We start from the raw sequence: 25,895 nt of genomic DNA, 5'->3' as shown, positions 1-25,895 counted from the left end.
TTAGAAAGTTATTGTTGTACCTATGGTCCAGCTTCTGGATTGTGGATATTGCGCATAATCTACATTCAACTGCAGGTTTCCATCCGTATAACCCAATTCCGGGTCCATTCCGGAGTAGCCCGTCAAGACAAATACGTTTTGTCCTGTTACATAAAATCTTGCCTTGGAAATACCCAACCTGCTAGTAATTGGATCAGGTAAAGTATATCCCAATACAATATTTTTTAACCTTAAGAAATCTCCTTTTTCTAAAAACAAGTCAGAAGTTCTGTGATTAAGGTTATCCCTTTTGGTGGTCATTCTTGGAATTTCATTGCTGGTTCCCTCACCGTTCCATCTATTGATGGTCTCAGCATACATATTAAATGGATAAGTAGGATCAATTCCCTGCATTCTGTCAGCATTGTAAATATCAAAGCCTGCATTACCAAGGAAGAATAAGCTAAAATCGAAATTTCCATACCCCAACTGAGCATTCAAACCATAAACTACTTTAGGGTGAGGGTTTCCAATAATCTCTCTATCTTCTTCATCGATCAAACCATCATCATTAAGATCCAAAAACTTAACATCACCGGGCTGAATCAATCCGGCAGTTTTTCTAGGATCATTGGCGATATTGGAATCATTTTGAATCTCTTCTGCAGTTTGGTAAAGTCCATCTGCTCTCCATCCATAAAAACTAGCAATGGGTGAACCTTCGTAGGTTCTGGACAACTCTTGGCTAGACCTTCCATAAAGTCTGGACCCGATAAAATTACCATCTACCAATTGGGTAACTTCATTCTGTATAAATGAAGCATTACCGCTGATGCTATAAGTTAATTTTCCCTGCGTCTCTCTGAACAATACCTCCATTTCAAGTCCCTTGTTTCTAAGCTCTCCAAGGTTTTGATTGGGTATTTGGGCAGTACCTATGGAACCAATGGTAGGGGGAGCGATTAACATGTCTTTGGTGTCTTTAATAAAGTAATTAAAGTTTGCCAAAAGGCGATTGTCTAAAAAGCCTAAATCCAAACCAATATTGGTCATTTGAGCTGTTTCCCAGGTAATGCCGATATTTGGTACCCTGGTTTGTGCGGCACCTACTGTTTGGTTACCACCAAATGAATACCTCCTACCGGAGCTGATCAATGCCAGGTACTGTAAACCGGGAACATTTTGATTTCCCAAGCTTCCCCAACCACCGGTCAGTTTCATATTGGAAATAAAACCTACATTCTTAAAGAATTCTTCTTCAGAGATTCTCCAACCTAAGGAGAATGCCGGAAAGTAACCCCAACGATTACCTGAAGCAAATTTAGATGAGCCATCACTTCTAAAAGTAGCTGTTAACAAGTAGCGTTCATCATAATTGTAGGTGGCCCTTCCAAAGTATGAGGCCAATGCATCGTACGACTTGCTCCCATCAATCCCATACAATGTCTGCCCAACGCTGAGGAATCTTTGGTCATAAGACTCATCCAAGAAATCTCTTTTACTGGCGCTAAACCCATCAGAATTGAAGGTTTGTGTGGTGTATCCACCAACAAAATTGACTTTATGAAGCTCATTGAAGAACTTATCATAAGAAACAAAGTATTCTGCCAAAACAGAATAGTATTCATTGTAGCTCCTAGAAAGTGAATTCTGTGAGGAAGTTCTTATTTGGTCATTGACAATGATATTAAAATTATATCCATCACTAATGAAGCCATCCAGACCGAAATTTACACGGAATTTCAACCCTTCCATTAGCTCATATTCCGCATTCAGATTTCCTAAAATTTTATGCGTTGTACTATTATTGTCTTGCGTATCCTGAGTGAAGATCGGATTATTGATATCGCCAAATTCTCCCGATATTTGAGAAGAGCTGTAAGATCCATCAGGATACATCACTGGCAAACCGGGATGGAAACGTATCGCGCTCCATAACACCCCTGTTTGCGCAGACAAGGTATTAGGACTTCTTTGGTTGATCGAAACAAGTTGAAGGTTTTGACCAATTTTAAATTTTTCACTTAGCTTGTGGTCAGAATTAATTCTGAAACTCAAACGTCTGAAATCAGAATTGGTAATCATTCCTTCCTCTTTAAAGTATCCTCCCGCCATCATAAATGAAGAGTTGTTGTTTCCCCCTCTCAGGGTAAGGTCAACATTCTGGGTAGAACCTTGTCCCAGCAATTCTTTTTGCCAGTCTGTCATTTGTGTCTGATAGGCAGGATCTTCCCAGATAGGGTTGATGGCTAAGCCATCATTGGTATACCTTTCTCTTTTTAATGTGGCTAAAGTTGGAGCATCCAGTACATCAATGGTTTTAATGGCATTTGATACACCCATATAACCATTCACTTCAACTTTTAAGGGTTGGTTGAAATCTCCTCTTTTGGTGGTCACAATCACCACACCATTGGCAGCTCGCGTACCATATATTGCAGAAGCTGATGCATCCTTTAATATCTCAATGGATTCAATATTATTTGGATTTACATCATTTAAACTGCCTCCGGGTACTCCATCAATAATAATTAAGGGATCAGCATTGTTTAAGGTGCCTGTTCCTCTAATCCTAATGGATCCTTGGTTGCCCGGTGCTCCGCCATTTCTCACGATATTGACGCCGGCAGCTCTTCCTTGAAGCGCTTGTGCTGCACCGGAAACAGGTAAATTCTCTAGATTGTCTCCTTTTATCGAAGAAACTGCACCGGTAACATCCCGTTTTTCCTGTGTACCATATCCCACAACTAAGACTTCATTCAAAGAAGATTCTTCCTGAACCATTTGTATATTGAGAAAGCTCTCATTTCCAATAGTTAGGGTTTGGGTTTCGTACCCGATAAAGGAAATTATTAAGGTTCCATTTTCGGGAACTTCTAGGGTAAAGTTACCATCAATATCGGAAACCGTCCCTTGAGTGGTTCCTTCAATAGTGATCGTTGCACCGGGCAATGGTTCTCCCGTTTCATCAACAATCTTACCTTTAATATCTGCCAGCCGAAATATTACAGGCATGGCTGCATTCGCCATTACCGGCTGAATTAAAAGCAAAAGTGTGAAGAGTTGAAAAACCAACCCAATTCCTCGGTGGTTTTTCTTTTTTAGAATAGTTTTTCTCATAGGGTACGGATTAAGCGTTATATTGAATGGATAAATTTTACGTTTTATTAATATAATGAATTCGTGAAAAACTTACTTTAAATTAGAACGAAACTCATTTTTACCAAATTTAATTTTCACATCACTACAATTTCCAAATAACCCTATTCTCCCCCATGAGCAACCGAATCTTGCACCTTGTTCAGGTAATCCTTTTAAACCATATCTAAAAAATTAGCTTTAAAACTAAGCATAACTTTTAAAAACAAAATGGAATAAATTTTTAATCAGGAAATAAAAAACTAAATTTTTATAAATGTACAAATATCTCTATTTTATTTGTTAAATTAATATTAGTAAAACATTATTTAAAAATCATTTAATCCGTTTAATTTTTTTACAAAACCTATAAAAAATCAAATGAATTCTTGTTTCATTTAAAATAAAACACAACTAATGTCTTATGTTTACAAAATTTAAAATAATTATTTAAGGCTTGTTTTGGAATTAAAACCATATCCAAATCTCCCTACCTAATCCTTGGAAATTAAGTTGAACATTAAAAAATTATCCGGGATTGAACAAACTTAGCCTCAACTACATAGCAAGCTATTTTTAACCGATCTAAATTCAAATAATTGATTATCAGCTATTTAAATTCATTCTATCCGAATGGTATTGTAGTTTTGTTTCATAACTAAAACCAAAACATTATGTCTATTAGATTAGCGAGTAACTGCAGTAATTGTGAGAATTTGAGTTCAAATGGCGTATGTAAAGTTCATGGTGTAAAAGTCAACGATAGCTATACATGTGACACCTTCCAAATGAAGGCAGCATTAAAAGATAACAGAAATTGTGACTCTTGCCTAAAGTATGAAACATCAGATTGTGCCAACCCGCAAAAAGCGGCTCCGGGAATGTTATGTTCTCATTGGGCACCTCAAAATGCCAATGCGTAATATTTAAATATTGTATATTAAAAAAGGTCAGCAGTAATATGCTGACCTTTTCTATTAAGTGGCTCATTGGTTTCCAAGGTAAAAAAGATAAAGTAGCACTTTAAATTACTATACCTCCTCTAATCTATTCGCTCAAATTCCACCCATAAAGGAAAAATGCTTTTTCCTCCACTCATAAAATGTGGCGTCACACTTCCTTTATAAGCCTTTAAGGAAACATTTTTAAGTTCAATGATATCAGTGGGCATATTGCTAATGTGGGATTGAATAATTTGCGTATTGGTTTCCAACATCACCTTACCTGCCTTCTCCAAAGGTTCAATAAACTTGTACCTGATATTGTAATTTCCCTCTAGTATTTGAACATTCCAATAGCCGTAAACTTCTTCCTGGGTCCATATACCTCTTTGCCCCGAAGCATCATTTCGATTCAGTACAAGTGGATTTTCATGGGTAGTTCCTATGATAGGTCGTTGTTCTTCTTTGAGGTTGGGAGAAGCGGTTAACTCTTCTACCAATTGATCCATACTCTCTTTTAATTCTTCTGCCTTTTCTTGGTCTTGTTCAACTAGGTTCTCAAGTTCATAGGGATCATTTTCCAGATGAAACAATTCGAAATCTTTAGGTTCAGCATCAAATCCGGTATTGCCTACCAATTTATAAGGCCCTTGCTGAATGGCCACATTGTCGTACAATTCCGGTAATTTTCGCGTCCAATAGAAAAACAAAGGTCTTTGTTCAAAACCTGTTTCAGATTTCCCCTCTCCTTTCAAAATTCCTGCAAAACTTTGCCCATCAATCACTCTATCTTCCGGTAATTTCGCCTGGCAAAGCTCAGCCAATGTTGGCATCACATCAATATGTGCCAAGATAGTATTCACTTCTTTATTGGTTGCAAGAACTTTAGGGTATTTGATTAAAAAAGGCACCTTCACCCCACCACGGTAAACACTCCCCTTCTTACCTCTAAGGCCCGCCACATACCTAGACTGCTGCGGTCCATTGTCTGTCATAAAGACAAAAATGGTATTATCAGCAATATCTAATTCTTCCAGTTTATGCATTAATTCCCCCATATTATCATCAATATTGGAAACCATGGCATATACTTTTCTTGCATCTTCTTTGTCCTTTTCGCTCATCTTAGGAAATGGCATGTTCTGATTTTCAAAACCTGAAGAGGGATCTATGTCTTTGTATTTTTCATAATATTTATCCGGTACCTGCAAGGGAGTATGTGGAGCATTGAATGACAAATACAGAAAAAATGGTTGATCCTTACTTTGCTTTTCAACAAAGTGAATGGCCTCATCAGTAAATATATCTGAACAATACCCCAGAAAAGATTTCTGTTTGCCATTGTACCAGAGAGTTGGGTCAAAATAACTACGGTCCATTTTAAAATAAGTCGTAAAATCACCCGGCTGTCCCATTCCACCTGACAAGTGAATCAATGATTCATCGAATCCCTGATCTCCGGGTCGAAAAGGGTAATTGTCTCCCAAATGCCATTTTCCAAAGACACCCGTTGCATATCCTGCCTCTTTAAGCATTTCAGCCAGAGTAACTTCCTCCGTAGCCATGGTGGCTCCCCCATTATACGTATCTCTCACACCCGTGCGCAGAGAATACCTTCCGGTCATTAAACTGGACCTTGTAGGAGCACATACCGGAGAAACATAAAAATTATTTAGGCGTACGCTTTCTGCAGCCAAATTATCTATCACTGGCGTTTTTACATGTGGGTTGCCGGTAAAACCAAAGTCTCCATAGCCCTGATCATCAGTAATTATTAGGACAACATTGGGTGGCGGTTCTTTAGATTGAAATGCATCCAGCTCTATGGAATGGAAACATAAAATAAAGATGAATATAGAAAAGAAAGCTTTCATGCTTAGTCTATCTTGGGTGATTTATCGTTTATTTAGGATACTTTTCAAGTTGATTTTCCACAGGAACAATAGTCGCTTGATGAGCAGCCAATTCCGCTCTTATCTCAGCAATTATCTCAGGATGGTCTGCGGCGATATTGAATCGTTCACCGGGATCTACATTGACGTTATACAATAAAGGCGTTTCTAAAACAGTGGCCTTATTTTCTACGATCACTTCAGGCTGAGTTACCGGATGTGCCGTAGGATTACCGTATTCTAGCTGTGTAATAAAGTGCGCCTTGTAATCTCCTTTTCTGATGGCATATACTCTTTGACCTCGATAGTAAAATACCGTTTCTCTTTCACTTTTTCCTGTACCCTTCAATAAGCCGGATATATCGTAACCATCATACACCCTATCATTGGGCAATGCAGTACCTGATATGGCACAAAATGTAGGTAAAAGATCCATTGTGGTTCCCATATCCATCACTACACCGGGTTTGATTTGAGCAGGCCACCAAAAAACGGTTGGTTCTCTCATTCCTCCTTCAAAAGTACCTCCTTTGGCACCTCTTAATAGACCTGCGGTTCCACCATGGGTTTTGAACACATGCCAAGGTCCATTGTCAGAAGTGAAGACCACCAAGGTGTTTTCTGCAATCCCTTCTTCCTTTAAGGTGGAAAGAATTTGACCCACAGACCAGTCTATCTCCTCAATTACATCTCCGTATATTCCTCCCAAAGACTGATCTTTAAATGCTGCAGACCTGAACAATGGAATGTGTGGCAGATTATGGGCCAAATAGATGAAAAATGGTTCGTCTTTAAAGGCTTTGATTTTAGAGACTGCCTCTTCTGTATACCTCTTGGTAAGGGTGCGCTGATCGGTTGGCCTTTCGGCAATTCCAGTGTCCCTCATCAAGGGAACATTATAAGCATCAAATTTTTCATTATCGGTCAAAGTAAAGTGATCTGTCTTGTCAATCTTATCCATATCATTGGAGTAAGGAATGCCAAAATAACTGTCGAAACCATGATCTGTAGGAAGGTAAGGTGACTTATGCCCTAGGTGCCATTTTCCAATTGCCGCAGTCTGGTAACCATTTCCCTTTAATGCTTTAGCTATTGTTATTTCTGATTGTGGTAGCCCACCATCAGAATCCGGAAAAAGCACCCTTCTTTTGTCACTGCTCATCCCTGATCGGATAGGTAACCTTCCGGTAAGAAGTCCTGCTCTACTAGGTGTACAAACCGGAGCAGCAACATAAAAATTGGTCCATTTCTGCCCCTCAAAGGCCATTTTATCCAAATTAGGTGTTTTAATGGAGGGATGACCAAACACCCCCAAGTCTCCATAACCCAAGTCATCCGCAAAAATTACAATTATATTGGGCTTTTCGGCTTCTTGCCTTGCCTCTGCAGAGGTAATAAAAAAACCTATACAACTGATTAACAGACTTAAGGCTATTCCGGGGATACTTGATTTCATTTTTTTTGATCTTATAATTAATAAAAAACTTTTTGAGCTATTCAGGTTTTTGCCAAGGAACTTTGCCCCCTTCCTGAATATGAGACATTAAATAAGCATTTAATTTTTGAAAAACCTCTTTATTTTCCATTATAATATTATTCTTCTCATAAGGGTCTTCTTTGAGATTATATAGCTCCATAGGTTGGAAAGGGCTGTTTTGTAGTAATTTCCAATCTCCTAAACGTAAGGCATGGTAGGCTTTTCCACCATACCTTGTCCCCCCTTCCCTTCTTACAAAATACAAAGGTCTGACTTCTTCCCGCATGGTTTCTCCCAATAGTGTGGAAAGAAAACTTCTTCCATTGATATCATGATCCAAAGGAACACCAGCTATTTCGGTAAGTGTAGGGAAAATATCCATGGATAAATTCACTTGATCAGAACTGGTACCAGCTTTGATTTTTGCAGGCCAGGAGATGGCAGTAGGCACACGTAACCCTCCTTCATACATGCTTTGCTTTCCATCTCTCAATAAACCGTTGTTTGCCAGATCAGGAAGGTGCCCCCCATTATCACTGGTGAAAATAATTAGGGTGTTTTCATATTGCCCGGTTTCTTTTAGTGCATTGATTACCTGACCAATACCATCATCCAGATGTTCAATAAATGCAATTAGGTTGGCTCTTTTTTCAGGTAATCCCGGCTCTCTTTTTTTCACCTTTTCAACCCATTCCTTTGGAGGTTGCACTGGAAAGTGAGGCGCATTATAGGCCAAATACAGAAAAAAAGGATCTTCTTTCTTTTCTCTCTCTTGTATATAATTCACTGACCATTCAGTAAAAAGATCGGTGGCATGCCCTTTAGGATCAATAACTCCTTCATTCAAACGCATATAATTTTTCCCATGTCTTCTATGGGTGATATAATCGTCCATCATGTCTTCTAACCATCCATGAAAATAGTCAAATCCATGGTCATTGGGAAGGTTCGGATGTTCTAGTCCAAGATTCCATTTCCCTATATGAGCAGTGTGGTACCCACCTTTTTTAAGCATGGCGGGCAACAATACTGTTTCTGGGTTTAAATACCCCCAATTGTTTTTAGGATTGGACCTCACCAAGCCGGGTACGCCTACATGATCCGGATACCGACCCGACATCAAAGAAGCCCTAGTGGGGGCACAAACGGGAGAATTGGTATAGAAATAATCGAACTGCATCCCATCATTTCTAATGGCATCAATATGGGGTGTTTGAATATCTTCTGTGCCATAATATGAGACATCATGATACCCCTGATCATCAGTGAAAATAATTAAAATATTGGGTTTCTTGCTGTTCTTTAAGGTTTGAGCATGCACAATTCCTAAACCTAACATAAGACAGGTTAGCCCTATGTGCTTCCATCCGGTTATCTTCATTTTTTATATTTTATTATTTGAATTTAATTATTGTCCCAAGAGAAACTTCTCCAGTCAATCGCTTCTTCCACAATTTCATCGTGTAACCGGATCATTTCTTTTTTCATGCTTTCGAATACTTCAGGATTATCTGAGGACACATCCTTATTTTGTTTGGGGTCATTTCTAAGGTTATACAGCCTAAAATTAACTAGCTTGGTCTCTTTGATCATCCCAATATACGCTTCTTGAAACATATTCCCTCTGGGAATGTCTATCTCAGGGTCAGCAATCAAATTCCAGGGGCCTTGCCTGATTACGGCAACAGGTCTGGATGGAGGATAAAACCAATACAAAGGCTTGCTACGCTCAAATTTACCCGCCTTAAATAGAGGAAGCAAGCTGGAACCGTCAATTACAATTTCAGGATCAATTTCTCCTCCGACAATTTCTTTAATCGTGGGAAAAACATCTACCACTCCGGCAGGCTTGTTTTCTATGGTCCCTTCTGCAATAACTCCCGGCCAGCTAAATATCCCCGGCACTCGAATTCCGCCTTCCCACAAGGTAGTTTTGCCTTTGGTCAGTTCACCGTTGCTGCCATGGGCCCCTCGGTAACTTCCATTATCTGACATAAAAACGATCAAAGTTTCTTCAATAAGCCCTTGATTTTCTAGCTCCTCCAATATTCTTCCAATTGCCGCATCCATATTTTCTATACTGCCATAGTAAGCAGGGAGATTAGTATCCTTGTGTTCGGATAGAAACTTTTCCGGTGCGGCCACTTTTTGATGAGGTTCGTGAAACCATAGGTTTATAAAAAAGGGTTGGTCTTTTGGACGGTTTTCAAGCCAACCTATCGCTTCATCAGCGAGGATATGAGACGAAAAACCTTCTACCTCACCTAAAGCCTGCCCATTGCGGACAAAATTTACCGGATTTTCGTGAGAGGGAAGTGCATTGTTACCGGTTGCAATCCAATGGTCAAAGCCTTGATCTCCGGGATTTGGCCCGGGACCCGAAGCTTCTTCCAAGTCATAACCTAAATGCCACTTACCGATATGGGCAGTAGCATAGCCGGCCTTCTTCAATAACTCAGCCGTCGTAAACTCCGATTCAGCCAAATGCATAATATGTGAAGTGTGGATCCAGCTGTAGATGCCTGCCCTCACAGAAGATCGCCCGGTCATTAAAGCAGCCCTGGAGGGGGAGCAGACCGCAGATCCTGCATAGAAATCAGTAAACCTTATTCCCTTGGCAGCAAGTTTGTCTAAGTTTGGTGTTTTGACCTGAGTACTACCATAACAACTCAAGTCCCTATACCCCAAGTCATCGGCAAAAAGCAGCACAATATTGGGTGACTTTTTATTTTGTGCCAAGCTCCCTTGATAAGAAGTAAATGCGATGACAAGTAAGACTATGAAATTACGTAACATTGTAAATATTTTTCGATTTGTGCAAATGATATACTAGATGGTCTTCATCTTTTCTACCGGCCCCATTTCTTTTTCCCATTCTCCCAGTTTGTCCAGAAGTTCCTTTAAAATGCGCGGTTTTTCTATGGCAAGATTATGTTTTTCCAATGGATCCTGTTCCAAATTTACCAATAAGGTATCCTTATCTGAAAGAAGAAGCTTCCATTCCTGATGCCTGGCCACTTTCTGATTTCTATACCTCCAAAACAAGGTCCTTTCTTGAAGGGGTTCTCCCGTGAAAAGGTGTTTGGAAAGATCAACCCCATCAAATTTAGTTTTTTCGGGTAAAATAGCTCCGCTCATTTCCAGTAAGGTTGGTAAAATATCCATGCTCATAATTGTTTCGGCCGATTCTCCAGGTTTAATATTGCCCTTCCAATAGGCAATACCCGGTACCCTATGGCCTCCTTCCAGGAGGTTGCCTTTATTTCCACTTAACTCTCCATTGTTTCCAAATACTTCCGCCCCATTGTCGGAAATAAACAAAACCAGGGTGTTTTCTTCTAGTCCTGTTTCCCGCAAAGCATCCATGATTTCTCCCACTCCTTCATCCATTACCTCCACCATCTCATTGTATACTTCCAAAGTATCCTTTACAGGGCCATGATAGCTAAACTCCTTACCGGGGAACCTGTAAGCCGGATCATTTCTCCCCTGAAATGGAACATGTGGGGCTTCCTGAGAAACGTACAGAAAAAAGGGAGCTTCTTTATTATCTTTTATAAAATCCACTGCATGCTGCGTGATTAAATCGGTCACATACCCCTCTTCATAAATACTATCCAGGTTATGCCACCAATCATAGATTCCGGCATTGTCATAATGGCTGTGGTAATCGATATTCCCACTTATATACCCAAAAAAGGTATCAAAACCATGATGAACAGGGTTGTATTGCTTTTGGTATCCCAAATGCCACTTTCCCATTATTCCGGTTTGATACCCTGCCGATTTCAGCAATTTGGCAACAGTCGTCTGAGCTGTATCAAGCCCCACCTTTCTTGTTTCTCCCCTAACATATATTACGCCTTCCATACCTGACCGCTGCTGATAATTTCCGGTCATAAGGGCAGCTCGGGTAGGTGAACACACGGGGGCATTGGAATGAAAATCAGTGAAACGGATTCCGTTTTTAGCCAAATAATCAATATTAGGCGTCTTTAGCTTAATGTCTCCATAAGCCCCAAGACCTCCATAACCTAAATCATCAGCTAAAATAACAATGAAATTTGGAGGAGGATCCAGCTTCGATTCCTGACGATTGCAGGCACTCAGGTAAAGGGTTAAAACAAGGAGCGGGCAAAGTATTTTTGACACATTCATTTCACACTTATTTTATTCAGTTTCCCCAGGTTAATATTATCCGAGCCCTTCCCTGGTGTTACCAAGGTAGGGCCCGATAATACATGCTTATTACCAGCCCGGATTTTGGGTCAAGTTTTCATTCAATGATATTTCACTATCAGGGATTGGAAGCAACTGATAAAAATCAAGGTATCCATCCGGAAACTTCGTTTCAATCACATTTCCATTGTGGTCTTTTACCTCGACAGGGTAAATTTCCGAACCAATACCCCACCTTTTGATGTCGGCCCAATACAATCCTTCTAAGGCAAACTCTATTCTCCTTTCATGCCTAAGCTTTGCTCGTGCTTCTTCCTGAGAAAGCCCCATAGGCAATGGGCTGATCTTCACATCTTCCCTTTCCGTCCGGATTCTATTAATCAAATTGATGGCTTCATCAATATCCCCATTGGTCTCAATTATCGCTTCGGCTTTAGATAAAATCACATCCGCATACCTTAAGACAATATTATTTAGGCCGGACTGGCCGGAAGGAGGCAAATCTGCTTCAGGCTCTATGCGGTATTTTCTTGCACTAAGGTGCTTTAGTCGGTTTCCAGGATGATTGAAAGCTCCTCCAGGGTATTCATAATTAGGAAACCTATAGCCCAATATATAGGCTCCCGGTACCACTACAGTAAACTCGAGTCTGGGATCTCGCCCTTCATAAGGATTATTGGGATCAACCTCGGATCCATCAATCATCTCATAAGCATTGACCAAATCATCGGTTGGTACATAGCGACTTCCACGGGTCCAGCTGCCGGTACCTGTTCCACAATACTGGTCATGCAAAGATCCTTGGGAGTTTTCTCCGGAAATGTATTGAATATCAAAGATCACTTCCATGTTATTTTCATTTTCTAACCTGAACAATCCTTCATAGCTTGGAAAAAGCCCATATTTATTCAAAGCATCGATTTCATTGATAACTTGCAATACTTCCTCATATTTACCTTGGTAAAGTAAAGCCCTCATTTTCATCCCCAATGCAGCCCCTTTGGTTGCCCTACCTAGTTCAGGAGCTTCGGCCTGAAGATTATCAATTGCCATGTTGTAATCAGCCATTACCTGATCCCAGGTTTCTTCTCTACTAGCTCTGGAAATATTCCTTGCTTCTTCTGTAGAGATGGCTGTCAAAATAATCGGTACACCTCCAAAGCCTTCTGCAAGAATAGAATATGCCAGTCCACGTAGAAATCTAGCTTCTGCACGGTAGATGGATTTATCCTCTTCGGGTATATCCACTTGATCCAAGGCCTGTAAAAGGTAATTGGCCCTAAAGATTATAGCATAGGACCTCGTCCATCTAAAATTGACAATGCTTCCATCACTAGAATTCAATTGACCGGTTCCTGCCCTTGCGATCGGTGTATTTCCCCAATTAAAAGCATTGGGTGTTGCACCGTCTAGAACACCAAAACCAAATAATCCTTCATTGTAAATGGATCTTTCCCGCATCAAGGCATAAACACCGTTAAGTAATAGTTTAATGTCCTCTTCATTTTGAGGAAAATTGGCTGAAGTAATTTTATCTTCGGGATAAAATTCTAGAAAATCGTCATCACAACTTGATAATGGTAATAATAAAACGATCGTCAATAAGTATATAATGTATTTATTGGTCTTCATGTCCTTAGAAATTTAAATTGATACCAGCTGAAAGAATCCTAGGGGTTGGATACACTTGATAACCCGCATCGAAAGTATTTCTTTCCGGATCATAACCTTCGTACCCATCACTGGCTATAGAAAAAATATTTTGCCCATTGACATAAAGGTAAATTTTCTGTAAGCCCAATTTTTCTACCATTGGTGTAGGAAATGAGTAGCCCAATTGAACATTTTTTAATTTGATGAAATTCACCTCATTCACCCAATAAGAAGATTGGTAGCTATCCCATGGATTATTGAATTTCAAGCTTGGGTTTTCAGCATCCGGATTTTCGGGAGACCAGGCATCTCTCCATCGGGTAGAGATCATCCTATTTTCCCAGTCCAGGTCAGTAAAGTTATTTTGGGTGTACATGTTAACGCCCAAAATCCCCTGGAACAGAAGATTCAGGTCAAATCCTTTGAATTTAAAGCTTGGCGATATGCCAAAAGTATACTTTGGTAAGGTATTACCCAGCGCCATCTTATCTTCATAGTTCAACCTGCCATCATTGTTAAGGTCCTCATATTTTAGATTCCCAGCTTTAGGAGTAAATGGGTTGGCATGCATATGTTCCAAGGCTTCATCGTCTGACTGATAAATGCCGATAGCCTTGAATCCATAAAGGGTTCTAAAGGAGTAACCTTCTCTAAGTAGGTACAATTGGTCAGGAGAGTCTCCCCCTCTAAATTTGGTCACTTCATTCTGGATATAAGTCAGGTTAAGTCCCATATTGAATCCCAATTGATCCCTATCAAATTTTAGGTTATTGTAGTTGAGGATAAACTCAATGCCATTGTTTTCCATTTGACCGACATTCTCAAAAGGGGAAGAAATTCCTCCCATCACCGATGGAATAGGTAGCTGCACAAGAATGTCTTTGGTCGTTTTCCTAAAATAATCCGCTTCCAAAGTAATCCTATCATCCAAAACGCCTACCTCTAAACCAATATCTAAAGAGGATGATGTTTCCCAGGTAATGTTCTCATCCACTAAAGCAGTTACAGCAGCACCTGGAGAAAAACTTCCATTGTAACTGTAACTTAGATTGTTATTTTGACCAATTACAGTCAGGTAAGGCCAATAACCTGAAATATTCTGATTTCCTAATTGCCCCCAAGAAGCCCTCAATTTAAGGTTAGAAATCGCAGAAACATCTTTAATAAAATCTTCTTCAGACAATCTCCAACCGGCAGAAAATCCAGGGAACACTCCCCATCGATTGGCTTTACTAAATCTGGAGGATGCATCAGCCCTAACGTTGGCTTCAAATAAATATTTGCTCATCAGGGTATAATTCGCCCTTCCGAAATACGAAAATATGCGGAAGCCATTCATGTTTCCTTCACCTTGAATACCGGAAGTGCCTGCATCCACCTGAGTTAATCCTTCTTTCGGTGGTTCAGAACGTCTTGAAAACATGTTCTTTACTTTAAAAGTCTCCACTTGTATGCCTCCTATGGCGGAAACACTATGGATTTCATTGTAATCCTTCTTAAAGTTAAAGGTGGAAAACAAATTGTTTTGCAGACTAGAAACCTGAGACCTATTGATTTCTAAACCTTCTCGGTTATAGTTCCTAGTAGTTGTTTCAATTCCCGTATCAGTATAACCAAACACACTGGTATTGTAGCGATCAACCAAATTCCAGTTTCCATTGGAAGAAACTGTGGTTTTAAAGGAAAGATAATCCGTAAGTTTTACATCTGCGCTTAAGTTTAGCGTCAGGATGTTCTGCTCTGTATTGGTTAAGCCATTGGCGGCATCAATCAAGGCATTCCTATTGTCGAACAGCAAATTCCCATCTTCACTGATTGCCTGAACGGAACCAAACCTTCCATCTCGGGTATATGGGGCGATGTAGGGAGCAGAACCACCCAACATTTCAAATACCCTCCCTAAGGAACCATAGGTGACGTCGGCATAAGGTTCATTTGAATCTTTGTGAATATAATTGAAGCGACCACTGACTGTCAACCAATCTTTTACATTGGAAGTAATATTTGCCCTCAACCCATAGCGCTCCGTATTTGTATTGGGCACCATACCATCCTGATTGAGGTAATTGAATGAGAGAAAGGAGGAGGATTGCTCTGAACCTCCACGGATAGATATATTGTGTTCCTGAATACTGGCTGAATTAAAAATTACCTTAAACCAATCTGTATTGGGATATTTGTAAGGGTCTGTTCCATTTCTAAATTCAGCAATCAGTTCATCTGAAAAAAGTGGCGTAGATCCCTCATTCATTAAAGCAGTATTGGTTAGTTCCATGTGCTCAGCACTGTTATTGATCACATCATACCTTCTGCCCAAAGATTGCACGCCAAAATAGGAGTTTACATTTATCTGCATTGCCTCATTCTTTTTACCCATTCGGGTGGTCACCAAAACCACTCCATTGGCAGCTTTGGAACCATAAATGGCAGCACTTGCAGCATCTTTCAATACGGAAATATTTTCAATATCATTGGGGTTCAATTGATTGAAAGAACCTTCCACACCATCAATAATGATCAGTGGATTGGAATTGTTGAGGGTTCCCCATCCTCTTACCCTAATTTGCGCACCATCGCTGCCAGGTTTTCCTGAGTTTTGACTTACCCAAATACCGGATGCAGTTCCCCCTAAGGCTTGGGAGGCATTGGTCAAGGGGCGATTGGTTAATTCATCGTCAAAATCAACCGTGGAAATGGCTCCTGTAAGATTTACTTTCTCTTGAACGCCATATCCCACTACAACCACTTCATCCAAAGAAGTAGCATCTTCCACCAAGGTAATGCTAAGGTTTGTTTGATTACCGGGATTGATCCTTTGTGTTTCGTATCCAATAAAAGAAATCAATAGTACTGCACCTTCAGGAACATCCAGACTAAACTTCCCATCAATATCAGTAACAGTACCGGTCGTGGATCCTTCAATGACCACGGTTGCACCGGGAACAGGCTCACCCTGATTGTCTGTAACAGTTCCGGAAACATTTTTGAGGTCTTCAATTGCTGTGTGCAGGTAGGAAAAAGTGGCTTTGTCAGGGCTTGTTTCTGCGATGCTTACTCCCTCTTCAGCTTGAAGATTTGGAGAGATTAAACATTGCAATAAGCCTCCTAAATACAGGGTTTTTGACACCTTCCCAGAAAGGTAGCGTATAGGTTTATTCATAATTATTTGGGTTTATTAAGTAATTGGTTTTGGTAAACTTTCGATTATCAGCATCCTTTCTAGCAAACTTTTACTGAGATAGGATCCGAACAATTCAACCGGGCAATTTTTACATAATTATGCTCGTTACAGACTAATTTATTAAAATATTAATTTGAAAATTTTGTACAACATAAAAATTAATTTGTTGTAATAAAAGATTTTTATGTATTTAACCCATATCATTTATTATAGATGGCATTTTATTTATAAATGACACTTTTATTATAAATGATTTATCTTTTAAAAGTCTCAAGGAATTCAAGGTCAACTGAGGGAAGTTATTCTAAAAGCTGGTGATGCATCCGTACTTTTCTATCCTGAAAATGCCAGGAAAAGCAGGTTCCTTGATTTTATAATAAGAATTGTAATCAAAAGAAATCAAACCTATTTGGAAGCTTAGGAATAACACAAAAAAAAAGGAAAAGGCCGGTAAATTTGGAAGCGAATAGAACTGCTAATAAATAACGAAAATTGACTTCAAAACCAATTCAATCAAAACTTTGGATCAGTGGTCAGAAGCCATTAAATTGAATTAAAAAACTACTGTCAGGTTTTGGTGATGGCTTCTTCTAAATTATAAAGGGCTACGATGACTTGCATCAGGGCAGCTGTCCTTACCGCTTCTTTTTTTGAAGTCGGTGATTCGCCTATATCTAAAGAACCGGAGGCAATTTCAGGACTTTTTTCAAAGCGTAACAACTCCTCTGCATAAAAATCCATAAGCAATTGATCTTCTTTGTCTTTAGGCAAACGACCCAAAATCCTTACAAACGCCTCCCCAATTGCCGCTTTCTCGTCTTTCATTTGATCGACTAAATTTTCAGCTAGCACCCTTGATGCTTCCAAAACCAAAGGATCATTGAGCATGGCCAAAGCTTGCAAAGGGGTATTGGTACGGTTTCTATTGACTTGGCAAATGTCACGATTGCTGCCATCAAAAATTAAAAGCGAAGGAGGAGGCAAAGTGAGTTTAATAAAGGTATATATTCCTCTTCTATACAATTTGTCTCCCTTGTCTTGCCGGTAAATATTCAACTCTCCTCTTCCGGAACTGGAAGCTTCCCAAAGTCCTTCCGGTTGATATGGCTTAACACTTGGCCCACCCAATTCTTCAACCAGCAAACCACTACTGGCCAATACCATATCTCTGATTAATTCCGCGTGCAAGCGCAAGCGTGGGAAACGTGACAAGTAAGTATTGTCCGGGTCAATGGCCAACATTTTTTTGCTTACAGCTGAAGATTGCTGATAGGTGGAAGAGCTAACGATTAGTTTAATAAGTTTTTTGATGTCCCAACCGCTTTCACGAAATTCCACAGCCAACCAATCCAATAATTCAGGATGAGTAGGGAGTTTGCCCTGCATGCCAAAATCTCCTGAGGAGGGCACTAGGCCCACACCAAAAATTTCCTGCCAAATAAGGTTGACAAAGACCCTTGATGTTAAAGGATGATCCTCAGCAAAAGCCCATTCTACCAATCCTAGCCTATTTTTGGGCAAGTCTTTTGAAAATGGTTTGATGATGTCCGGTGTTTTGGGGCTTAGTGCTTCGCCCGTTGGCGCATCATATAAGCCCCTGTCCAGGATAAAAGTGGGACGAATTGAGTCCTTTAAATCCTGCATAATGGAAACGGCTATTTTATTGGTATCCGGATGATTGATAAAGTCCAGTATACCTTCCGTATCCTCAGTATTAACCCACATAAGAGGCGTCTTTGCCCGCACTGCAGATCCTGCTCCCCCTTCGAATCCTTTTTCAGGGGTATTGTTAAAAAATGCATAGAGGTTGTAATAATCTTTTTGAGAAATTGGATCATACTTGTGGTCATGACATTGGGCACATTCCATGGTCATCCCTAGAATCACCTTGCTAAAGGTATTCGTTTTGTCCAACACATATTCCATTCGGTACTCTTCATGAATAACGCCTTCCTCCTCTGTAACTTTGTGATTCCTGTTAAAAGCAGTAGCCAAGAGTTGTTCTCTGCTAGGTTCCGGAAGCAGATCCCCGGCCAATTGCCATTTTAAAAACTTATCATATGGGAAATTTTCATTAAAAGCGTGAATTACCCAATCCCTATAGGGCCATTGTGTCCTGATATTGTCATTCTGATAACCAAATGAATCCGCATACCTGGATATGTCTAACCATAACAAAGCCAATTTCTCTCCATAAGCAGGTTTGCTTAGGTATCCGTCAATCATTTCCTCCCAGGATTTTTGGCCCGAGTTGAAGCTCCGCACTTCTTCAGAAGTGGGCGGCAATCCGGTAAGGTCCAGACTTAACCTTTTTAACAAGAAATTCTTTTCTGCTTTTGGATTAGGAGTAAGCCCGTTTTCTTTCATTTTGGCCAATACAAAACCATCAATGGGATTATGATCCCATTCCGGTAGAGCCGATACGGGAATATCTTTCTTCGCAGGTGGCTCAAAAGCCCAATGCTTTTCGTAAACGGCACCTTGGTCTACCCACTTCTTAATCAATTGCCTTTCCTGATCCGAAAGGCTTAAATTGGATTCAAGGGGAGGCATTTTTTCAGTATTCTCCTCAGAAAAAATTCTTGTAATTACTTCAGATTGATTGGATTTACCGGGGACAATCGCATGGCGATTCGGATTTTCTTTGAGAGCTGCGTAGGCCCCCTCCTTAGTATCTAACCTTAACCCCGATTCTCTTTTATTGGCATCAGGACCATGGCAGGCAAAACAATTGTCAGATAATATAGGTCTTATATGGAAGTTATAACTAACCTGATCAGGAATTGAAGCTTCCTTGTAGGTATGCTCATTTGAACAACTATTTAAAGCCACTGAAGCTATAAATAGTACCATAAATATTGACGTAAAAGCTGCTGTGTTTTTCAATCCTACCGGGTTTACTTTAATTACCTTTCTAATTTAATGGTTATCAAGCAGATTGCCAACACATCATCTGTTGCGGTATTTAAAAAGACCTTATTTATAAGATTTTTTTTTGTAAACTCATAATCTGCAAAAAAAATAAAACCATTATCTACACCTTATAACAATGTCGGCATAAGGGGGATAATGGTTTTAATTTATATTCAACTCAAAAGGACAAGAAAGGCTTAACGGCAGTTAAACCCCATCCAATTCCTCAAATCTCCACCGCTCGTTGGGTGATGTTGTGTGTTCTCTTGCTACAATTTCTTCTACTTTCTTTACTATCTCGGGATTTTCTTTAGCTACATCGTTCATTTCCAGAGGATCACTTTTCAAGTCAAACAATAACCAAGAAGATCCTCCTTTTTGAACATTAAGTTTCAACGCTTTCCAATCTCCCATTCTGATAGCGATCTGACCACCGTAAGAAGGAAACTCCCAATAAAGAAATTCAGGCTGGGCTTGATCATGTCCTATCAGTGTAGGATAAAAACTAGTGCCATCTGTTGCAGATTCTAAAGGTTTCCCGGCTACTTCAGCTAAGGTGGGCATAACATCATAAAAAACAGAGGCATGGTCACTTACCGATCCTTCTTTGATTTTCCCTGGCCAAGAGGCGATCATGGGAACCCTAATACCGCCTTCATAAAGAAAGCCTTTGCCAAAACCTTTTTCTTCTCGGAATGCTCCTCCACTATTAAACCAAGGAGAATCTGTTCCCCCATTAAAAGTAGGGCCGTTGTCGGAAGTGAAAATGATTAAGGTATTTTCATATAACCCTTTCCTTTTTAATTGTTCAACAAGTTGCCCTACTTGCTCATCCATATAACTAACCATGGCTGCATAAGTAGCCCTTGGATAGCGAGAAGGGAAATAAGAATTTTCTCCTAGATAAGGTTCCTCATCTCCAAATTTCTCCACATAGTGATCAATCCATTTTTGGGGGGCTTGCAGTGGAACATGAGGAATAGGAGTAGCCCAGTACAAAAAGAAAGGCTTATCGCTGCTTTGCTCGTTTACAAAGCTGGCAATTCTATCGGACATTATCTCCGGCGCATAGTCTGTAAGAAAATAATCTCCATAATTTCCCAAATCATAAGGATCAGCTCCTTCCGGCAATTTCTTATTTGGAGCAATCGTATCATTGTTCAAATATACCCTGTATTCATTTTCATAAAGATGGACCGGATAAAGGGTGTGGGCCTGCCTTTGACAATTGTAGCCAAAGAAATAATCAAAGCCTTGATTGGTAGGGATCCCCTCGGTATGTGGAGCTCCTAAGCCCCATTTACCAACTACAGCAGTGGTATAGCCAGCCTCTTGAAGCATTGAACCAAGGGTATAAGTACCTGTTGCTATTGGCCTTTGTCCTTCAAGGGTAGAATCTGCTAACATGGCATGGTAATTCCAAACATCACCTCTACTACCCCATTCGTCATTCCCCCTTACTTGAGAATGACCTGAATGTTGCCCTGTGAGCAATACTGCTCTTGCGGGTGCACATACAGGTGCTCCTGAATAATGTTGGGTGAACATCATTCCTGAAGCTGCCAAAGCATCAATATTGGGTGTTTCAATTTTTTCCTGTCCATAACATCCCAAATCGCCATATCCCAAATCATCAGCTAGTATGTATACAATATTTGGAGGAACAGGCTCCTCTTCCTGACTTTGGCAAGCCGCCAAATAGAAGACAATCAGAGGTAGTATTAATAGTAATCTCTTTTTCATTCTTAATTTATATGGTTGAGGTAATTTAAATTTCCATTAGAATATGGCTATTTTATTTTGGGATGTTTTATACTTTATTGGTATCAAAATCAACTTTGAGAGTGGCCATAGGATCAGAATTGGTATTCATCTGATTAAAAACCATACTTTTTCCTAACTTATCGTCTGTAACTTTCACGAAGTAATTTCCCTCGCTAAAAACTTCCGGCCGGAAAACCTTATCATTGACCCTAAGAGAATACACCAATTCCCCTGATTGCGCTTCAAATACTTCTACTATCGGTTTGTTACAATTGCTTAAATCCAAAGGAGGTAGACTTCCCTTGGCATTTCTTGCATAATTTTCCTTTTGGGAAACGGTTATCGGCCAACCTTCATATTGCCCGTTTGGATTGGCCTTTGGATCGATATATCTAGGCCAACATTCCATGGTCATTTGCTTACCTTTCTTGTCAAAGGTTACTATTCCATATCCTGTTGCCCGATCATATATTCGCGCCGGTTCTATACCTGTTTTTCGTGGGTTTGCTACCGCATGCACCGTCATTTTATTTCCAAATCCATCATTAAAATTTCCCGTATACTTTGGTTTTCCAGGTAAAGGTTCATGTTTTTCCGGAACCGGTGGCCACCAGCGCCTAGGAAATAAATTGTTCAATGCAGGCCCGGCAAAAGCATAGCCGGAATCTTTGAATTCATCTACCCCATATTGGACAACTGAGGCCAAATGCTGGTCTCCGGCAATGTGTAAAGCAAAAGCCTTTCTTATAATTTTAATGGCTTCATCTCTGCCTTTTTGCGGCCAACCGTTGGAATCCATGTCGGATGTAGGTGCATCACCCGGCACATATTCATCCAATTCAGGAATGGGTAATTTTGGCACAATACTGTCGATAATACTACCCTCAGGCAGAGTTGCTACAGTACAAAAGTTGGTTTGAGATAAAACCGCCTTCATTTCTGCGCCCTTGCTCCAGTCCGTAGACCAATGCTTTAAAAATTTTAACTGGCGTTCGCCTAATAAGTCGGCATCAATGTCATAGTATTCCTTGATGTCAAATTCCCTGTTTTGAATAAAGCCATTGGTAACCTTGGCTTCTTCAGGCAATACATTTTTTGGTGCAGATTTAAACTTTCTATCTTCAAGTATGGCAAAACTAACGCCCCCATATACCCAATCGGTATAATAAGTACCTATCCCTTGCTTTACGGGTGTTGGATCAAAGGCATCCGGAAGATGGCCTGTCTGGGTCAGCTGCACCATATTCACCCACTCAGCAGGCATTTTATAGCCCCCTTGGTCTTGGGCGACATAGGTCCATCCTTCATCGGTTGGGGCTACCTTTCCTGCTTCTCCCCAAACATTTCCATGATAAACATCATGGTCATCAGGTATAAATGCCGATGGTATATGTCTAAATATTTCCCTGTAAGACCAGCCAAACATGTACCATTTGCGAAGATAGTCCAGGCTTGATTTTTCCAATGGTGATGTTTGAATACCGAATCCACCGGTGCCTTCATAAAATTGATCCCCTAAAAAAACCGCCATATCCGGAGCATGTTTGAGGGAATGTAGACTTACCTCATTGTCCGGGAAGCCGTAATCTGCATTGCAACTAAAAACCGCCAGTTTTACCTGGTCTTTGTCAACCGGCTCTTTAGCGATAGTCCCTGAATAATAATGGCTTTCTACCCCACTTTTCAAAGGCAAGTCTACTTTCACTCGGTAAGGCACTGCACTTTCCTCCGCCCAGTCTTCCAATCGGAAGTGGGCAACTCTTCCCAATTCATCTATTGCTGCTTCTTGCACAGTGGTCCAGGCCGCTCCTTTTTTTAGTTGCAGGCTGACCTTATTTCCTTTAATTTTTTCTACTGGTGCCAGTTGCGCACCTAGTTTTAATACCCCATCGTGCAAGGTATAATGGGCAAAACAGATGGGGCCAAAAGTTTGATTTTCTGCTGCCAATACCTTCTCCCCTGTTACAGTCCAATCCGAAAAAGCTACGGAGGATTCGAAAAGTGCCTCTTCAGGAAAATGGGATACCAGCGCAATATTTCCGCCCAGGTCACCCCTATAATTTTCAATTTTCAATACCCCCAGGAGTTGCTTACCTTTAGGAGCAAAAGCTTCTAAAATCAAAGCCCCATTCTCTCCTTTCAGCACCAAGTTGATTTCATTATCCAATGGTAATTTCTCCCTACCTACCTGCTCACCAATAAATAAAACACCTTCCCCATTGATACCTACATCCAAGCCTTTACCAAAGACTGCAGCTGATCGGTAATCTTCAAAATTACCTTTGGCACCAATTCGCATGCCTACATAGGAAACTGAGTCTCCAATTTTATTTTCATTGAGCCAGTTTACTTTTACTTCAGCCTTGAATGCATCGGTTTTAGGGCTTAACTGATGGGTCAAGCTATGGAGTGTTCTGTTTTTGGCGCTAAGGTTACAAACGGCTTTGCCATTTCTCAATTCCCAATCTTGCAGTCGATTTCCCCAGTATTCAGGACCTACCCAAGCCATGTCCGGCCAATTTTGCCATTTACTTTTCAGCGGACTTCCTTTTTTAAAGGATTTTAGGGGCATTGTTCCGGCCCAAGTATCTGTTAATACCAAAGATGAACCTACTGTTCCTAAGGCGATTGATTTAATGGCTTTTCTTCTTTTCATATGAATTAGTCAGCTAGTTTTGGATTAATTGAAATTTCAGGTTTAGGCGTATATCATCGATCTTATTACCGAATAGAGATAATATAGGTTACAATATAAACCATCAATACGCGAAGTCATAGGATTTTTGACAAATTTGAAAAACCAAGTGCTCAAATTCATTTTTTTCTTAACCCCAATTTCTCAAATAAATATTTGGTTCAACCTAAAACCTACCTAGTCAAGTTAAACTGTTTTGCTATTCTAAAATTTCATAAGAATTTGGGATAAGTAATCATTAGCCTTTTCATAAATTAAAAGTTAAATGCTTAAAATAAGATTATCCGGCATTTAAGGCTATCTTTAATAAGCCTTACTCAACTATAAATCAATAGATTGAAAGGAAAATAACCACCAAAACCAACCCCAATGAAAACTTCTTTATTAATTCAGCTCATACTATTTATAGGATCTTGTTTTTTATTAAGCTGCAGTACAAATTTAATGGTGCTTGAAGACATGTTACCAAAGGCGAAACAACAGTCTTTTAATGTTAAGTTTAACCAAACCTCTCTGGTAGATTTTTCCGTCAATTTTGACTTGGTTTATGAAATCAGCAATCCATACAAAAAAGAACTACCCATACCTGATCATGTGATAGGAATATTCGTCAACGGTAGAGACATCGGATTGGCAAAAACCCATCAAGAGGTAATGGTGCCCTCAAAATCTTCCTCTTTGTTAAATTATTCCTTTACTTTAAGTTCAGCCCAGTTGAGGCAATTGATGGGGAAAGACAACAACCTCACCTTTAAAACGGCCATAGAACTGGACCTTACTGATTATACCAATACGTTGCCGAATTTTCAGTTGGCCGTGAGTGAGGATTTTGATTTGGAGTCTTCCGAATTAAAACCATATATCAACAAACTGCTCCAAAAAAAGATCGGCAAGTTTGATTTCTCCTATGAACACAGTGCCCGTGTAAAAATCCCAGCTCCTCCCTCCATCACTAAATCCAACGAACCTATAGAAATCAAACTCTTGGGTACAGGAAGCAACCTTCTCAATCCCAATGCCATCAAAAATGCCTTAATTCCTTTTGGAGATTTGTTAATCAATGGGGAAATGGATGGTTTAAAAGATCCTTTTATTGATGCTGTGGTGAGCATGACTGTTCCTGTTCCTGACCCGGTCATTGACAATATATTTAGAACCAAGGATGTAAAAATTGAAAATTATATGCTTGACTTGATCAGACCCTTTGACAGTCAAATCAATACTAAATGGAACAATACAAAGGCACTAATGTACCGAAACAGTAGTTTTAAGCTGACTGATTATTTTGTAGACAATATTCTTGATCCCGCAGGTTTCCCTGATGCCTCAGAAAAGTGGGATATTTTCCAAACGTCCTATAATCAGTTCAAGTATACCGTATTTCCTGATCAACTTCCCGGACCACAGACCAGAGGCTTTGAAATTTTAATTCCCTTTACATTTAAGAATCAAAATGAATTCCCGATTAGCATTCCCATTTTTCGTTCCAGCGTTATCTTACCTGGAGGCCAACCCTTTTCCATGTATGTAAAACCAAAAGACATGGGAGAAATCAATTTGGGAGAGGTCCCCTCCAACCAGGCAGAAATACCCGCCAAGCAATCCAAAACGCTATATGTGGTTTTTTCCTTTGACATGAAAACATTTAATCAAGGCATTTACAGCCTGTTTATGCAAAACCAATTTGAGCCCAACCTGGGAGGCATCATGTCGTACGATTTTGGTTATGGGCCTCTTTATATAGGCTATGATTTGAAAAATATGAGTTTGGATTATAAATAGGAATTGGGCTGCGTAGGTTAGTGTGTTATACCGTATCCGAGAATCCGAACGGATCAAAATCTAAGGTCAATAAGGGGGACAAAGGGGGATTTCTTACCTAAATTGTAAATCAATAGCAGTATTTAAATTAATTTCTGTAAACTTTTTTAGACGATTCACATCCTGAAAAATCATTTGTGTTTTAATGTTCATTCTCGAAGAAATCCCCCTTGCCCCCTTGGATTCCTTAGATTTAAGACATGAAAGATTTGGAAAAAATATTCATGAAAAAGTAGTAAATTATTTTGGTTAAGAAGGAAGC

13 protein-coding genes are annotated in these 25,895 nt (G+C 39.9%); 2 read left to right on the top strand and 11 right to left on the bottom strand.

Annotation, left to right across the window (positions count from 1 at the left end; translation table 11 throughout):
- Positions 1–3,099 carry a TonB-dependent receptor gene (locus Q4534_RS17005; protein ID WP_303614348.1) on the bottom strand — a complete coding sequence of 1,033 codons (3,099 nt, stop codon included), beginning with the start codon at positions 3,097–3,099 and terminating at the stop codon, positions 1–3.
- Positions 3,100–3,791: 692 nt separating this feature from the next.
- Here Q4534_RS17005 and Q4534_RS17000 point away from each other — a divergent pair.
- The gene (locus Q4534_RS17000; protein WP_303614347.1) at positions 3,792–4,040 is read left to right on the top strand and encodes a hypothetical protein; all 249 of its coding nucleotides are present in this window, start codon (positions 3,792–3,794) and stop codon (positions 4,038–4,040) included.
- A 119-nt stretch (positions 4,041–4,159) separates the two neighbouring features.
- Here the strand turns inward: Q4534_RS17000 and Q4534_RS16995 are convergent, their stop codons facing one another.
- From Q4534_RS16995 to Q4534_RS16950, 10 genes are all read right to left on the bottom strand, one after another.
- Positions 4,160–5,932 carry an arylsulfatase gene (locus Q4534_RS16995; RefSeq protein ID WP_303614346.1) on the bottom strand — a complete coding sequence of 591 codons (1,773 nt, stop codon included), beginning with the start codon at positions 5,930–5,932 and terminating at the stop codon, positions 4,160–4,162.
- Between the two features lie 28 nt (positions 5,933–5,960).
- Entirely contained in the window at positions 5,961–7,406 is a 1,446-nt protein-coding gene (locus Q4534_RS16990; protein WP_303614345.1) for a sulfatase, read from the bottom strand.
- A gap of 37 nt (positions 7,407–7,443) precedes the next feature.
- Positions 7,444–8,808 carry a sulfatase gene (locus Q4534_RS16985; protein ID WP_303614344.1) on the bottom strand — a complete coding sequence of 455 codons (1,365 nt, stop codon included), beginning with the start codon at positions 8,806–8,808 and terminating at the stop codon, positions 7,444–7,446.
- A gap of 23 nt (positions 8,809–8,831) precedes the next feature.
- Complete coding sequence (locus tag Q4534_RS16980; RefSeq protein ID WP_303614343.1) at positions 8,832–10,223, bottom strand: sulfatase; 1,392 nt, start codon at positions 10,221–10,223, stop codon at positions 8,832–8,834.
- A gap of 33 nt (positions 10,224–10,256) precedes the next feature.
- Positions 10,257–11,585: a sulfatase-like hydrolase/transferase gene (locus Q4534_RS16975; RefSeq protein WP_303614342.1), complete on the bottom strand. Its 1,329-nt coding sequence runs from the start codon at positions 11,583–11,585 to the stop codon at positions 10,257–10,259.
- 90 nt (positions 11,586–11,675) lie between these two features.
- On the bottom strand, positions 11,676–13,238 hold the full coding sequence (locus Q4534_RS16970) for a RagB/SusD family nutrient uptake outer membrane protein (RefSeq protein ID WP_303614341.1): 1,563 nt from the start codon (positions 13,236–13,238) through the stop codon (positions 11,676–11,678).
- A gap of 4 nt (positions 13,239–13,242) precedes the next feature.
- Entirely contained in the window at positions 13,243–16,419 is a 3,177-nt protein-coding gene (locus Q4534_RS16965) for a TonB-dependent receptor (RefSeq protein WP_303614340.1), read from the bottom strand.
- Positions 16,420–17,007: 588 nt separating this feature from the next.
- Positions 17,008–19,293 (bottom strand): PSD1 and planctomycete cytochrome C domain-containing protein, encoded by a 2,286-nt coding sequence (locus Q4534_RS16960; protein WP_303614503.1) that lies wholly within the window; start codon positions 19,291–19,293, stop codon positions 17,008–17,010.
- 267 nt (positions 19,294–19,560) lie between these two features.
- Positions 19,561–21,096 (bottom strand): arylsulfatase, encoded by a 1,536-nt coding sequence (locus Q4534_RS16955; RefSeq protein ID WP_303614339.1) that lies wholly within the window; start codon positions 21,094–21,096, stop codon positions 19,561–19,563.
- Positions 21,097–21,163: 67 nt separating this feature from the next.
- Positions 21,164–23,773 (bottom strand): alkaline phosphatase D family protein, encoded by a 2,610-nt coding sequence (locus Q4534_RS16950; RefSeq protein ID WP_303614338.1) that lies wholly within the window; start codon positions 23,771–23,773, stop codon positions 21,164–21,166.
- Between the two features lie 408 nt (positions 23,774–24,181).
- On the opposite strand from Q4534_RS16950, the gene Q4534_RS16945 reads away from it, so the two are divergent.
- The gene (locus tag Q4534_RS16945; RefSeq protein ID WP_303614337.1) at positions 24,182–25,594 is read left to right on the top strand and encodes a hypothetical protein; all 1,413 of its coding nucleotides are present in this window, start codon (positions 24,182–24,184) and stop codon (positions 25,592–25,594) included.
- Positions 25,595–25,895 lie beyond the last annotated feature (301 nt).

This window comes from Cyclobacterium sp. 1_MG-2023 (genome assembly GCF_030546805.1).
Taxonomy (GTDB): domain Bacteria; phylum Bacteroidota; class Bacteroidia; order Cytophagales; family Cyclobacteriaceae; genus Cyclobacterium.
The sequence above is the reverse complement of the archived record's forward strand: the minus strand, read 5'-3'. Positions and strand labels throughout refer to the sequence as shown.